15 protein-coding genes are annotated in these 14,227 nt (G+C 45.8%); 9 read left to right on the top strand and 6 right to left on the bottom strand.

The window, feature by feature from the left end:
• Together DSM107010_RS20830 and DSM107010_RS20825 are read right to left on the bottom strand one after the other, a co-directional pair.
• The coding region (locus tag DSM107010_RS20830; protein WP_199755668.1) for an IS630 family transposase at positions 1 to 422 on the bottom strand (422 nt) is incomplete at its 3' end.
• Between the two features lie 57 nt (positions 423 to 479).
• Positions 480 to 989 carry a helix-turn-helix domain-containing protein gene (locus DSM107010_RS20825; RefSeq protein WP_106166139.1) on the bottom strand — a complete coding sequence of 170 codons (510 nt, stop codon included), beginning with the start codon at positions 987 to 989 and terminating at the stop codon, positions 480 to 482.
• Between the two features lie 478 nt (positions 990 to 1,467).
• Here DSM107010_RS20825 and DSM107010_RS20820 point away from each other — a divergent pair, with 478 nt between their 5' ends.
• The 4 genes from DSM107010_RS20820 to DSM107010_RS20805 all read left to right on the top strand — a co-directional run bounded on the left by DSM107010_RS20820 (position 1,468) and on the right by DSM107010_RS20805 (position 4,680).
• Complete coding sequence (locus tag DSM107010_RS20820; RefSeq protein ID WP_106166138.1) at positions 1,468 to 1,827, top strand: hypothetical protein; 360 nt, start codon at positions 1,468 to 1,470, stop codon at positions 1,825 to 1,827.
• Positions 1,828 to 2,571, top strand: a complete 744-nt coding sequence (locus DSM107010_RS42360) for a TonB-dependent receptor plug domain-containing protein (protein WP_106166137.1) — start codon at positions 1,828 to 1,830, stop codon at positions 2,569 to 2,571.
• 24 nt (positions 2,572 to 2,595) lie between these two features.
• Positions 2,596 to 3,552 (top strand): ABC transporter substrate-binding protein, encoded by a 957-nt coding sequence (locus DSM107010_RS20810; RefSeq protein WP_106166136.1) that lies wholly within the window; start codon positions 2,596 to 2,598, stop codon positions 3,550 to 3,552.
• Positions 3,553 to 3,654: 102 nt separating this feature from the next.
• Positions 3,655 to 4,680 (top strand): MFS transporter, encoded by a 1,026-nt coding sequence (locus DSM107010_RS20805; RefSeq protein WP_127023808.1) that lies wholly within the window; start codon positions 3,655 to 3,657, stop codon positions 4,678 to 4,680.
• A gap of 20 nt (positions 4,681 to 4,700) precedes the next feature.
• Here DSM107010_RS20805 and DSM107010_RS42355 read toward each other — a convergent pair whose 3' ends face one another.
• Positions 4,701 to 4,829, bottom strand: coding sequence for a hypothetical protein (locus DSM107010_RS42355; protein WP_256498544.1), 129 nt, complete (start codon positions 4,827 to 4,829; stop codon positions 4,701 to 4,703).
• A gap of 142 nt (positions 4,830 to 4,971) precedes the next feature.
• Here DSM107010_RS42355 and DSM107010_RS20800 point away from each other — a divergent pair, with 142 nt between their 5' ends.
• The 3 genes from DSM107010_RS20800 (at position 4,972) to DSM107010_RS20795 (ending at position 6,341) form a co-directional block, all read left to right on the top strand.
• Positions 4,972 to 5,388 carry a pentapeptide repeat-containing protein gene (locus DSM107010_RS20800; protein WP_015155663.1) on the top strand — a complete coding sequence of 139 codons (417 nt, stop codon included), beginning with the start codon at positions 4,972 to 4,974 and terminating at the stop codon, positions 5,386 to 5,388.
• 332 nt (positions 5,389 to 5,720) lie between these two features.
• Complete coding sequence (locus DSM107010_RS42350) at positions 5,721 to 5,849, top strand: hypothetical protein (RefSeq protein WP_015155664.1); 129 nt, start codon at positions 5,721 to 5,723, stop codon at positions 5,847 to 5,849.
• A 243-nt stretch (positions 5,850 to 6,092) separates the two neighbouring features.
• Positions 6,093 to 6,341 carry a hypothetical protein gene (locus tag DSM107010_RS20795; RefSeq protein WP_106166135.1) on the top strand — a complete coding sequence of 83 codons (249 nt, stop codon included), beginning with the start codon at positions 6,093 to 6,095 and terminating at the stop codon, positions 6,339 to 6,341.
• Positions 6,342 to 6,428: 87 nt separating this feature from the next.
• Here DSM107010_RS20795 and DSM107010_RS20790 read toward each other — a convergent pair whose 3' ends face one another.
• Positions 6,429 to 7,721 carry a formylglycine-generating enzyme family protein gene (locus tag DSM107010_RS20790; RefSeq protein WP_106166134.1) on the bottom strand — a complete coding sequence of 431 codons (1,293 nt, stop codon included), beginning with the start codon at positions 7,719 to 7,721 and terminating at the stop codon, positions 6,429 to 6,431.
• A 165-nt stretch (positions 7,722 to 7,886) separates the two neighbouring features.
• The gene (locus tag DSM107010_RS20785) at positions 7,887 to 10,142 is read right to left on the bottom strand and encodes a heavy metal translocating P-type ATPase (RefSeq protein WP_106166133.1); all 2,256 of its coding nucleotides are present in this window, start codon (positions 10,140 to 10,142) and stop codon (positions 7,887 to 7,889) included.
• A gap of 411 nt (positions 10,143 to 10,553) precedes the next feature.
• Here DSM107010_RS20785 and DSM107010_RS41435 point away from each other — a divergent pair, with 411 nt between their 5' ends.
• Both DSM107010_RS41435 and DSM107010_RS20775 read left to right on the top strand, forming a co-directional pair.
• Positions 10,554 to 10,844: a DUF454 family protein gene (locus tag DSM107010_RS41435; protein ID WP_241994287.1), complete on the top strand. Its 291-nt coding sequence runs from the start codon at positions 10,554 to 10,556 to the stop codon at positions 10,842 to 10,844.
• A gap of 706 nt (positions 10,845 to 11,550) precedes the next feature.
• The gene (locus tag DSM107010_RS20775) at positions 11,551 to 11,865 is read left to right on the top strand and encodes a DUF5132 domain-containing protein (protein ID WP_106166132.1); all 315 of its coding nucleotides are present in this window, start codon (positions 11,551 to 11,553) and stop codon (positions 11,863 to 11,865) included.
• A 115-nt stretch (positions 11,866 to 11,980) separates the two neighbouring features.
• Here DSM107010_RS20775 and DSM107010_RS20770 read toward each other — a convergent pair whose 3' ends face one another.
• A complete protein-coding gene (locus DSM107010_RS20770) occupies positions 11,981 to 14,212 on the bottom strand; it encodes a heavy metal translocating P-type ATPase (RefSeq protein WP_106166131.1) in 2,232 nt (743 codons plus the stop codon).
• Between the last annotated feature and the right edge of the window lie 15 nt (positions 14,213 to 14,227).

Raw genomic sequence — 14,227 nt, 5'->3', positions numbered from 1 at the left:
AGGATATGCCGAACTTTATCTCTCAATTCATCCAGATTATCGAACAACTGCCAGCCTAAAAAACTCTTGATGTACTGCCACAGTCTTTCAATTGGGTTAAGTTCGGGACAGTGGGAGGGTTGGAAGAATAAGATAATGTTGTCTGGTACGATTAAATCAATCGCTTTGTGAAAAGAACCGTTGTCAAGTTGTAGAATGTGAAAATCTTGAGCATAAGTCTGAGAAAATAAGTCTAAAAAAGCTTGCAAGCAAGTGGTATCCAAGTGAGAAAACTCGTAAAAAAAGCGACAACCTGTTGTCGGCTCAACGACACCGTAAACATAGTAATTCTCTCGTTTCCATTGTCCGATTCCGATTGGTTTAATGCCGCAACCTGTTAACAGCCGACGCTCAATAGTTTTTAGCCCAAAGCGAGATACCATTATGACACCAATAGCGTAGTTGCTTCTCCTCTATTCCTTGACTTCGTAAAGATGCAACTATTGACTGTAAATGGTTTGGTAGTTTTTTTTAAAGTCGTTGAGTTCTTCTGAGTTCTGCTCGCTACTGCGTGGTCGTGATGATTTCAGTTTGGCGTTTAGCTTGTCACGAACTAAACGGTGAACAACGTGATAATTTGCTTCAACTCCTAGTACAGTTTTGAACCATAACTGCACTTCTTTATAACTAGAAAATCCTTCTGGATCTTTTAATTCTTCTTTTAACGATGCGATCGCCTCTGCTGATCTCACCATCGGTCTCCCTTGGCTTTTGTGTTGGGACAACAATTGGCATAGTCCACCACTACGATAAGAGCGTAACCAACGTTGAACTGTAACTCGATTCCGTCCCAGAATTGCTGCCAAGTGTTGTACTGTCTCGACTTGTTTTGTTTTCAGCAGATATAATGCTTGTACTCTTTCCTTGCCAAAAGCTGTTGTTTGTGCCGCTAATAACGTTTTCAGCTCTTCAACTGATTCAATGATGTCAATTTTAACCACGCCAGACATAGCATTTCACCTTTTGATACCTCCTACTATCTGTAGCATCTTTAAAGTAAAATGGTATTACCCCTCTTCTGTTACTTTAGGCAAATTCAACGAATCTACGTGGTTTTAGCCTACGAAAAATCAAGGTTTCACCCCAGTTTGACAGAAGAGGGATTACGGGTGTATTTATTGCAGATTTATGTATAAAAACTGCTGTTTTTGAATTGTTACTAACTTGACATTGACCCGCAAATTGTTCTATTCTGCTCAAGCTTATAAAAAATATTCGCAATAATATCGACTTAGATTTGAGAATGATTTAAGTGGATTGACTAGACGTGAGAAAACCGGATTGAAAAGACAGTCGTTACTCCCAGGCTTGTGTGTGGGTGAATTTTTTGTGTGGTTGACAACTCTTATTCGTTCCCAGTTGTCATCAATGCTTTTGACGATGACATACGGTGCAACAGTTTAGGTAGATAGGGTGTGAGGTAAAGTCATGAAGCTGCATTTATTGCTCTCCTGCGTCGCACTGCTCAGTGTTGGTATGATGCCGACAGCAATGGCATCACCAAAGTCTCCTGAGGAAGTTGCCAAATATTCCCATCAGAGATCGCTGCCTGTCGCGGCAAAAGTGCGATCGCCACAAAATCCTTTAGCTGCGCGTCTGCGTGAGGTAAAACAGCCTCACAAAACCGTACAGTCCCTATCTCAAGCTTCTCCGTTAGCGCCAGCGAGTGCGATCGTACAAGTCAAGGGTGTACGGCTGATCCCAACTGATAAGGGGCTGGAAGTTATCTTAGAGACAGCTGCTCCGCAAAAGCTGGAATTCTCCACTACCAGCGAGGAAGCTACCTGAATTTCCAACGTTGCCAACGCCCAGCTAGTTCTACCAGAGGGCAATGAGTTTCAGGCTGACAATCCGGCTGAGGGCATTTCTGCAATTAGAGTCGTGAATCTGAATGACAACACCATTCAGGTGCGGGTGACAGGAACGGCAGCAGCACCGAAAGTTGAGGTGTTTGAGAGCGGTAAAGAAGGGCTGATTTTCAGTTTGACCCCAACAACTCAAACGGGTCAAGTACCCGCACCAGCACCAGAGACACCGGAAGCTCAACCTAAACCAGCGGAACAACCAGCGACTCAAGCCGAGGCAGAGGAACTCGATATTGTCGTGACTGCTAGTCGCGTAGAAGAATTACTACAGAACGTGCCGCGATCGGTGACGACAATTACTCGCGAACAGATCGAGACTCAGACCTCTGTGACCAGGAATTTGCCAGATATTCTCGGTCAGGCGGTTCCTGGCTTTGGTCCGCCGACCCAAAACCGCCGGACTGGTCGTCTGCAAACTCTGCGGGGTCGTCCGCCGCTAATTTTAATCGATGGAGTCGTTCAAAATACGAGTGCTGGTTTCGATCGCCAACTCAATGCCATTGACCCGTCATCGATCGAGCGGATCGAGGTCGTGCGCGGTCCCAGTGCTGTTTACGGTCAGGGCGCAACGGGTGGAGTCATCAATATTATTACTCGTCAACCGACTGACGAAAGAATTCAGTCAGAGTTAGTTGTAGGGGCGCGTACCGATCTGGGCGAACTATAAGGAGAATCTTTTGGCTATACCCTGATGCTCTTGACAGTTTTAACAGTCTATGCGTGCAGTAGCACTACTTCCCAAGAATTGCCCAGCAATAACAAGATTGCTAATTCTGTTTCTACATCAGGCGCAACCGCACGAGTCATAAAACACGCAATGGGGGAGACTAAAGTTCCGGCTCAGCCGCAGCGGGTGGTGGTGCTGGATACAGCCCCCCTCGATGCTGCTTTAGCGTTGGGTGTTAAACCGATCGGCTCCAGTCTTCCCAGAACTGATTCTTTGCCAGCCTATTTAGGCGATCGCGCGGCAGGAATTACGCCTGTAGGTAAAACCCCACCTAACCTTGAGGCAATTCTGCGCCTCCAGCCGGATTTGATCTTGGGCAATACGATGGCTCATAGACAAATCTATGACAAGTTATCGCAAATTGCTCCCACGGTCTTAACAGCAGGAAATAGCACTGACGGACAGTGGAAGCAAGAACTCCAACTCTATGCCCAAGCGCTCGATCGCGCTGATGCCGTTCAGCCACTCCTTGACGATTACGATCGGCGGGTAGCCAAACTCCAACAACAGCTCAAAGCTCAACCTAGTAATATAAAGGTATCTGTAGTTATTACAACTGAAGGTTGGATAGCTTTTTATACGCAAGACAGCTTTCCTGGTTTAGTGTTGCAGGATGTAGGTTTAGCTCGTCCCCCAGCTCAAGACGTGAGGGGGAAATCCTGGGAACAAGTATCGCGGGAAGACATTAATAGTATAGATGGCGATGCGATTTTCCTGCTCAGCGTCGATTCAGATAAAGTCCCAGGTAGTTTTACGGTTAACCAGTTTGCAAAAGATCTGCTCTTTTCTCAACTGAATGCCGTCCAAAAAGGACAGGTGTATCAAGTGGACGCTGAGGTTTGGCATCTCGGCAGCAACATTTTAGGGGCAAATCGGATTCTGGATGACTTATTTAAATATCTAGTAGCGGAAAAAAGCTAGCTGTCTAACAAATTCAAAATTCAAAACTCAAAATTCAAAATTCAAAAGTAAATTTAAATGTAGAGTGGGCATTGCCCACCTAACGAGCGGGAGAGCCATTTCTTGCAGCCAGAACAACCAACTAGCTTACGCACTTTCCTAATTTTGTGGATCGGTCAGATGACTTCGATCCTTGGCTCTGAGATGACTAACTTCGCCATCACAATCTGGGCTTGGCAGATTGCAGGTCAAGCAACGCCCTTATCCTTAATTTTCTTTTTTACATATACACCAAAATTAGTTGCTGCCTCTTTTGCTGGGTTACTCGTCGATCGCTGGAATCGCAAGCAATTGATGATGGGGGGCGACACAGCAGCAGGAATTTCTACCATTGCCATTCTACTGTTGTTGTTGACCGGGCGCTTAGAAATCTGGCATTTCTACATCACTGCTGCTATCAACGGACTGTTCGGCTATATCCAAAGTCTAGCCTTCTCAGCTTCTATGTCGGCGATCGTTCCGCCGCGACATTACACTCGTGCTACAGCGATGAGTTCGTATGTCACCTATTTTGGCTCCTACATCATGGCTCCGGCAAATGATGCCGCAGTCTTAGCTAGCGTGCAATTCGCGATCGGCATAGGTGGTTTAGTGGGTGCTACGGGGTTGAGTGTTTGGGGTGGACCTAAACGCCGCATTCACGGTCTGTTATTTGGTACAGCACTGATGAGCTTGGGTAAAATCATCTTTGGCTTAGGACGTGTAGCTTGGCATTGGATGACGGCTGGCTTTTTAGCAGCTTTCGTTTCTCCGGCGATCGATAGTTCCAATCAAGCAATTTGGCTGTCGAAGGTGGAACCAGATGTACAAGGGCGAGTCTTCGCCTCCCGCTATCTGATTGCCCAGGTTACTACACCGTTAGGGTTAGCGATCGCCGGACCATTAGCTGACTATTTTTTTGAGCCAGCGATGATGCCAGGAGGTAGCATGGCTGGAATATTTGGTGGTTTGTTCGGCACTGGTAATGGTGCTGGGATGGCACTGCAATATAGTCTCTTTTCTTGCTGTAGTATGCTGATTGGCTTTGGAGGGTATGCCTTTCCAGTATTACGTGACGTGGAAAGCCTCGTACCCGACCATCATGCCTAGAAATCGCGGCGATCGCTAAGTCAGTAGTCGTCAGCAGTAGCTTTGCTTGCTCCATCCGCTGTTGAATGAGCGGCGAAATGCACTTTAGAAATTCCCAGAACATCAAGTGCGATCGCGTCCGCCGCCATCTGTTGAAGGACTTGCGGCATAATGACTAAATCGAGCAGTTAGTATGCTTCACGCTGCTTTCCACTTGAGTTATAACTTAGACGTTGTAACTTAGACGTTGTAACTTAGACGTTGTAACTTAGACTTAAAGAGCGTAAGACTCCCTCAGGTTAAGGCAATAAAATGGCAGATCCGGTGCAACTTGCTCTACTAACTCAAGGAATAGCAGTTTGGAATGATTGGCGCAAAAAGAATGGGGGAGTTATGCCAAACCTGAGTCGAGCTACGTTAATCAGAGCTTATCTGTGCGCTGTCAATTTAAGTAAAGCTAATCTCTGTGCTACAAACTTGACTGGGGCTAACCTCAATATTGCCGATTTAACCGATGCCGATCTCAGTGGTGCTAATCTCAACAATGCATATCTTATTGGCGCAAACTTGACGGGAGCTAGTTTGAGTGGAGCCGATCTAACTGGAGCCGATCTGAGCGAAGCCGATTTAAGCGGTGCTAATCTTCACGCCGCGATCGCGAATCGTACTAACTTTTCCCAAGCTAAGTTTTTTAAAACAACTATGCCTGATGGCTCGATCCGTGGATAGATTTTACTACCACAGTCTTTGGCTTACCTCATTAGATAGAAAACAGCTTTTGATATTAAATGCTAAGTATATAAGTATATTCAATTCCTTTAATAAGCATCGCTCGCACTTGTGTAAATCTGTATTATTTATAAAGATTTACTGTCAAAAATTAAGCGTGCGAGCGGTTGAAAAAGATCGAAAATCAAAGCTGCTGTGGCTTTGCCTCTGTGAAAAAATAGCTAAAGCTAGTACTTAAGTATTCATTTTTGCAGAAATATTAACTTATGTATATAATCAAAATCTATTTACGCGATTAACAAACAAAATTTGAAGCAGAGGAAGTGTGAGATATGGAAACTCTAGCTATTTGTATCGGCTTGGGAATTATGGCGATCGCGATTACCGTAGCTGTGTTGTGGACAGTTGAGAAGCGATCTGCATTGAACAAACTCAAACTCAGGCAGCCCAAACATTGCTAACATAATAGGCTGACCTCTTTTAAATAAAACTTGCGATCGGCAAAAGTTTGCGATCGAAACTGCGCGATTCTCTACGAGAATGGTGTAGTATTAAATATGCGATCTAAAGCCTATTTTGGTTGTTAAATAGCTGGCTGGAAAAAGCCGTCGTGTATTTTTAATATCGAAATATACTGACAAAAGCACCGATCGCCTTTAAATACAGATAAAACAGAATTAAAATCTAGTTTGAGACTAACCGATATGAGTTCTGACGACCTCAATAAATCTCTTGCAGAATCAACTAGAGCATTGGCAAAAGCTTTTATCGTTTGGGGTTTAGAAAGCATGGATCGAGTGCAGGAGTTTAGCCACCAAGCCCAGGAATACATGCAAGAGTTGGTGACTGAAGCCAAAAAAGAGCAGACTGCTGGCAAGACTAACAAAAGTAGCGACGAGGAGCCTCATTACAAACAGGCAGAAGCACCGGATACAGTGACCAATGACCACTGACCTGTTACCAGTTAATTCTGACTCCCACGCCAAACGACTTCCGCGCCAGCGCGATTTCTCCTTGCTCCCTCTGCTTTCTCCTTACGCTTAAAAAAAGGAACAGGCGATGCGAAAACCGATACCGCTACCACCATTATCTGCTCGATCCCAGTGGCGCTGTGCGGCACGGCAGAGCTTTGGAATACAGTACCAAGCACCGCCTCGTAGTAGTCTCTGGCTGTTGTCTCCCCCAAAATCCCAAACGCTACCATCGGTAGGAGCGCCTTTGTAGTTGGAGTACCAAGGATCGGCGCACCATTCCCAGACGTTCCCGTGCAAATCGTATAATCCAAAGGCATTAGCGACACCAAAACTACCTACAGGAGTTGTTTGCTGTCGATAAGTTCCTCGGATTCCAGAGCGGTAAGTATAGTTGCCGTCGTAGTTAGCAACATCAGAAACGATCGTATCGCCAAAGTGAAATGGCTTTGTTGCCTGTGCTTTAAAGATTTCTCGATCCTCAGTGTATTTAAACGCTGCCTGACTCAGATCGAATTTAGTCGAGGCGATCGCCCGACAAGCATACTCCCACTCGGCTTCACTGGGTAACCGATACTCGCGTCCAGTTTTGCGGCTGAGTCTGGCACAAAACTCAACTGCTTCGTACCAAGTGACTTGTTCTACGGGTAAATCTTCGCCTTTAAAATGAGCAGGATCGGGATTGAGCGATCGTTCGACTTTAGGTAAAGCCGCGACTGCTTGCCACTGAGCTTGAGTGACTGGATATTTTCCCAGCCAAAAAGATTTGACCGTAACTTGGTGCTGCGGTCCTTCGTTGGCTTCCCGTCCCTCTTCATTCGGAGGCGAACCCATCCAAAACGTACCAGATGCGATTGAAACAATTTCTAACTCGATCCCATCTCCCAGTTGCTCGCTCCAAGATTGGGCAAAGCTGGTATGACGATCGATTTGTTTGCCGCGATCGTCTAAGGTTAGGACAGAGAAAGAAAATTCCGATCTGCTAGTAGGTATGCTCTCCAGCAGTAATGATGGTACGCGCTCTAACTCTACTTGTAGTTGCGATCGCTCTCGATCGACTTGAGACAATTTGCTTTGCAAGCGCGATCGCTCTTGGAGCGATTGTTCTAGCTGAAACTGAAGATGAGATTCTTTTTGTCTGGCTTGTTTGATTTGCAGTTGCAACTGATGCATTTGTTCTTTTTGCAACTTAGTTGCCATCCACTGTTTCCGCGCCCACTCTAGTTTGACTTTCTCTTGCTCGATCCAATCTGGCAGTAAGCTAACTAAAAATGGGTAAGGCTGGAGTTGCCAATGGCAGACAGGGCAATTTTCAATTTCGCCTTCAATGTATTCCGTCTGGCAAACAGGACATTTAGCCATAGGAGGGGCTAGGGGCTAAGGGCTAGAATTTTTATGAGACAAGGGAGACAAGGGAGACAAGGAAGCAGGGGGAGCAACCACCAACCACCAACTACCAACTACCCATTACCACTGGTAACAGGTCGCTGATAACTAGTCACTGGTCACTGATAACCAATCGCTGATTCAGACAGTTGCCATCAGAGGTGAGAAATCTGGAATATCATTGCTCGTGTTGGAGTTAGAAAACTTAGCGGTGGAGATTTTGGCGATCGGATCGTCTTCCGCATCGAATAGCGGGCGCAAAGCATTCAACTCGGCAAGGAGGGCAGAACCGTTGCTGATAATGACTGAGAGAACTGGGTTTAAGGCGAAGAAAATACCTGCAAGTACAACTCCAATGTTGGGAATGGCAACTAAAGCTGTATTTTGGTAAACGATATCCATTGACCTTTTGGCAATTTCAATCGCTTTTGTCAGTCCTCGCAAGTCGTCGTCTAGCAGCAACACATCTGCTGTTTCCCGTGCAATGTCACTTCCAGAGGCAATCGAAATCGAAACATCGGCATAGGCAAGCGCCGCAGCATCGTTAATGCCCTCGCCTACAAATGCCACCGTGCATCCATTATCGCGCAGTTGGCGAACGATCTCAACTTTTTGGAGGGGCGAACAGGAACTATAGGTATTGTCAGGCTCTATGCCTAATTTTTCGGCGACTTCATTCGCAACGCGCTGCCGATCGCCGCTGAGTGTATAAATATCTAAACGTTGAGCTTTAAGAGCAGCAACGGCGCTATGGCTTTCTGGACGCACGGGATCGGTATATAAAATTGCCCCCAGCAGTTCGCTATCTTGCGCCACGTAGACGAGGGAGTGGTTGCCGGACGTGATGTCAGGATATCGAGCGTGAAATGCATTCAACTCAATGCCCTCTTGCCGCATTAGGCGATCGCTACCGACTAGCACTCTTTGTCCGGCAATTTGAGCAACAATACCTAAGCCAATTTGATAATCCCAAACTTCGCACTTTTGCCGTTCGATGCCGTTAGCTTCGGCGTAGCGGACGATCGCGTCGGCAACGGGATGGGTGTTGGTTTGCTCGGCGGAGGCGGCGACTGTCAGGACTCGATCTGCGTCAATGCGATCGCTAGCGGTACGAATTGCCACGACAGCCGGATTGCCTTGCGTCAGCGTTCCCGTTTTATCAAATACGATGGTATCGACCCGCGCTAGCATTTCCAATGCCCTGCCGCTACGAATGTATACGCCATTGCGTGCTGCATAGGAGAGTGCAGAAATCACTGTGGTGGGAACGGAAAGCCGAATGCCTTGGCTGAAATCGAGGTGTAAGGGAGCCACTGCCCTAGAGAAGTCTCGCGTCACGGCAAAAATCAAGGCACTCAAGCCCAAGGTAGGTAATACGGCAGCATTGGCGAGTTTTGAGGCGTAATCTTCTACGCGGGTATCGTGGACGGGAGCGGCTTGCATTAACTGGAATGCAACACCAATGCGGGTACTATCACCAACCCGTTTGACCAGAACGCAAAGCTTTCCTTCTACTAATAAAGTAGAGGCGTGTACTACCTGCCCTTCACAGCGGGAAACAAGGGTAGATTCTCCAGTAAGTTTGTGTTCGTCGATTAAAGCTTTACCCCGCAGGATGCGACCGCTGACAGGAATTATGCTACCTGGGTAGACAACAACGCGATCGCCTATTTGTACTTCTTTGAGCGGAACTCGCCGTTCTTCTCCGTCCTGTTCTACTAAGGCATATTCACCCAAACTATTCACCAAATCTAATGCTTGTCGATCTGAGGCGCTGGCGGTGACATCGCGTAATAACTCGCCAGATTCAATCATGCTGACCATTAAAGCCGGAGCAACAAAATCGCCTTTGGCAGTATAAAGACTAATCCATAGCGCATCGAGCAGGTCGGCATCTAGTCGCTTTTCTTTTACCGTCGTCTCGAACACTCGCGTCAAAAACGGTAAAGCTGCGGCAACCACTGCTCCGCCTACCAAGATTGCCGGAATTGGCATTGCTAGTTGATTGGCAAGCAAAGATAGAGACAACCCTAACATCGGCAAACCCAGGCGTTCTACCCAATCGATTTCGGGTCTTTGGTCGAGTTGTTCGGGTGCTGCCGCCACAGGTAATTCGATAACGTAAGCCTGTTGAATGGCAGTGCCAATTTTCTCTTTTAATTGTGTGGGAGCAATGGCACAAACATCATATTCCAGCACGAGCGAACCAACCAGACAGTTAATTCGGACGTAAATTGCAAACTCGAAAGTATCAAATAACCATTTCAGTTTACTAGCATACTCTGAGTCATCGATTAACCGAGGAACGCGGATGCGCCAGCGACCCTCAATTGTGTGGATGACTTCATATTCTAGCGATCGCTCTTCTATGGACTCAGGCTGGATTGCTTGCAGCATATTATTTTCGCCTTATTAAACATCCACAACTTTTTTATTTGATTATTAAGGGGATTTTTACAAAAATGCAGGAATTAAGCAAGAACCGCAAGAAGGATAAACTCTTCTTGACAGTTACGATTGATTCCTGCATAAACTCAAAGTTCATTGGACGGGCTATGTGCCGTTTTTCAGCTTTTGAGCTGAGATGAACTATCCATGTGCTTTCTACTATTAGCACAAGTTCAGGTCACAAAGTGTTCGTATATTCATAACTCTATGATTAGGAAACCGGATAATCAGTTATCAGTTGCCAGCAATCGCCACACTCAGAAAATCAAAACTATAAGCAATCATGACTTTAATAGCTGACTATTTAAAAGTAAGGTAAATCGTCTCAATTTCCACCTAATGTCACATTCCTCTTGGTAGATGTTCGCTTCAATTCCTTCAATTTATACTGAAAACTGTTCTGCAATTCAATGCTTTGAGAAAGTTGAAATTGTTGAAAAGTTGAAACCAAGAGCAGGAGAAAAAAATATGCTAAGAACACTTAAGAACGTTGCTTTACTAGTTGCAGGAACGATTAGCTTGGTGGTTGGGATTGTAGGAGTTATTCTTCCTATATTACCAGGAACTCCTTTTTTAATTTTAGCTTTCTTCTGCTTCGCGACTCTGCTTGAGTCAATTCTTGAGTCAATGTTTATTGCAGCTTGGTTTTAAAAGTTGCAATTAAACACGATAGCACTATCGAAAAGTTGCTAAATCGCTATTTTTAGCAGTTCGGGCAACCGAACTCTCAACTCGATCGTCGCGCCATGTAGAAAGGAAAAGTTCTTCCATTTAGGCACGTTTCGATACTTGGGGCGGGTTGGTGAAGCACCCAGAATCTTTAAATCCTGTCCGCCATACTTTTTTGTAATTTTAGGAGATTTTATAGCTTCAAAATCTCCTGAGAATCTTTACTCTATCCAAAATAAAACCTAATTGAATTTGAAAAGATAAATAAAAAATAATTTAAAAAGATTGTATCAGATATTATAGAGTTCTGCTACTAGTAAAACCAACACTTTAATCGCAGAACAGATTATATTTATTTATACTATTGTTCTTTTAAGATTTCTAAATTTGCGCTCTTATTGCTAGTAATTATTGTATTCTACAAGAAAGCAATACCACTAAAGGTATATGCCGAAGTAACGAGAAAATGTATCTGTATTTGCTAATTGTCAACCTTGTTACTTCACCCTGTCGTGGCTGACATTTCGCGTAACCATTATTTCTGGTAGTTAATAGTTATTAGTCTGCTACATAGCGTGCGATGTGAAGCAAACAGAGGCTAATTCCTACAGTCAAATTAGCTGTCGGCTACATCTATAGTAGTTACGCGATACCTAACCGTTCAGTAATTTTTGGAGGATAAATAAAGATGCTCGAACTAGAGACTTTGTTACTAGGTCTTGAGCCAATTACAGCATTAACTATTGGTGCTGGTGCATTAATTTTAGTTCCGGCGATCGGCGCGATCAATTCAATGACGGGTAACTCTCTTTCGGACTCGGCAAGAGGTGCTGCTAAAAATGGTTTAGTTTTTGCCCTCGACTCATTCGACAAGGGACAACGTTTGATTGCCGAAGCTGGCGAATCTTTCCAAGATTTAGTTGCTGAAGCTAAATTAGAAAGAACTAAACCGACTAATGGCGCTCCAGAAGCTCCCCGTGAGGTATCAATCGTATCTCAATAAGCTCTGAGCTTTGGATATTTTTTGGTGGATGAGGAGTGATGTCGTAACACGCTATAACCTGGGAAGGTAACCGCCTTCCCCTCTCGCTCTTAAACAACCCTCTCAACACTCGCTTTTAGGTTTCTACCTGGGCGAGTTTTTTCATCATGGGTAATTGGTAATTGGTAATTGGTAATTGGTAGTCGCCCCTCTGCACCTGAAGTTCCTCTGCTCCCTGCTCCCTTGTCTCCCTTGTCCTCCTTGTCCTCAAGAGGGGGCGCGTACTGTTGAAGAATTCAGCTAGGAAGGCAGTAAAGTTGTTGGTGACGACATTGACAATCGGGTTAAGACCGAAAAAGATCCCGCCAGTGACTACGGCGAGATTAGGAACGATGACGATCGCAGCATTTTGATAAACAATTTCCATCGCTCTTTTGGCTAAGGCGATCGCTTCTACTATCCCAGCTAAATCGCGATCTAACAGTACGACATCTGCGGTTTCTGCTTCTATGTCGCTACTAGATGCAAAAGAGATTGAGACATCGGCAAAAGATAGCGCCGCCGCTTCGTTAATTCCATCCCCGACAAAAGCCACAGTTTTACCGTGGTGGCACAGTGCTTGTACTAACTCGGCTTTGTTCTGGCTAGTTGCATGGGCGTGAACGCAATTAGGAGTCATACCCAGTTGCGTTGCAACAGCGTTGGCAACTTTGGGATTGTCTTCTGTCACTACATAAATCTCAATTTGCAATTGTTGCAAAGTTGCAATTATGTCTGCACTTTCTGGGCGTAAAAAATCAGTATAGAAGATTGCTCCTATAACTTGCCCGTTTTTAGCCACGTATATGTAGGAGTCAGTACTAGCATCAATTTCAGGCTGAAGGCAGCTGACATCGACATGGTGTTGTTGCAATAGGCGATCGCCTCCAACTAAGATTTCTTGCCCGTCGATCTGACAAGCAATTCCCATGCCAGCAAAGTAATCCCATGTTTCGCATTCCAATAACTGAATCCCTTGGGTTTCAGCAGCATAGACGATCGCAGTTGCTACGGGATGATTGAGAGAGGCTTCAGCGGTTGCGGCGAGTTTTAATACTTCAGTAGGGGAGATACTTGGATCTGTGGTATGGACGGCTACAACTGCATTGCCTTGCGTCAAAGTACCAGTGCGATCGAAAACTATAGTATCAACTTGAGCCAGCAACTCTAAAACGCGACCGCTACGAATATACACGCCATGACGTGCCGCAGCTGTGAGAGCGCCCAGAAAAGCTGTGGGCATGGCAATTTGAATGCCGCTACCAAAGTCGAGTTGGAAGGGCGTAATCGCCGGACCATACGTCCCAGTCAAGGCAAAAATAGATGCACCTAAAAAGATAGTCGGTACGACAGCACTTTTGGCAAATTCTGCCTGCTGCGTACCGATCTGGGTGTCGTATACGGGTTCTGCTTGCAACAATTGAAAAGCTAATCCGACGCGGGTATTGTAACCAGTGCGTTTGGCTTGGATGCAGAGTTTACCTTCTAACAATCGGGCAGAGGCACAGACATCTTCGCCTGCTGTAGCAACGACTGGCTGCGGCTCGCCAGTTAAGTGCCGTTCGTCAATTAATGCCGTTCCCTGTAAGATTTGCCCGTCTACGGGAATCACATCGCCAGGATAGACGATGACGCGATCGCCTACGGCGACCTCTCGATAAGCAATTTGTTGTTCTTGCCCATCTCGTTCGACCCAAACAAGCTGTTGGGAGCCATTCAACAACTGTTGAAATTGTCGTTCTTTTTCCTCTCCACTCATACCGCGCAGAGTCCGCCGCACGCCTACCAAAGCTGTCTTCAGTGATGGAGCGACAAACTGCCCGTTGAGGGTGTGAAATGTCATCCACAGGGAGTCTAGCAGATCGACATTGGGCTGGCGATTGACAACTAAACTCTCAGTTGCCCGACTAAACCAAGGTACGGCAGCACTTGCGATCGCCGCACCAATAATTAGGGGTGGAATTTCCAGTGGAGCAGCTACCAAGGCAAGTCCGAGGGCAACTGCTGGTAGTCCTAGTTGTTCCCACTCATTGACCTGCGGTCGGTCTAGTGGTTTTGTCTCTGGCAGAATTAGATCGGTACTGCCATCTGCATTACCGAATCGTTGAATGCGATCGAGCAGTTCTGCTTCGGCGATCGTTTCGGAAACTAAATGAGTTTCGTAAGTCACGATCAGCGATCGCGCCGCCGGATTGATCCGAATGCTGGTGACAAAATTCAGCGACTCTAATAGCCAATTCAGCTTGTCGGTATACTCTGAATTGTCGGCAATCCAAGGGACGCGAATCCGCAAGCGCCCCTCCGTGCTGTGAATAACTTGGCAATCCATCTTTAACGAGGGGAT

It is taken from the genome of Chroococcidiopsis cubana SAG 39.79 (genome assembly GCF_003991895.1).
Taxonomy (GTDB): domain Bacteria; phylum Cyanobacteriota; class Cyanobacteriia; order Cyanobacteriales; family Chroococcidiopsidaceae; genus Chroococcidiopsis; species Chroococcidiopsis thermalis.
The sequence above is the reverse complement of the archived record's forward strand: the minus strand, read 5'-3'. Positions and strand labels throughout refer to the sequence as shown.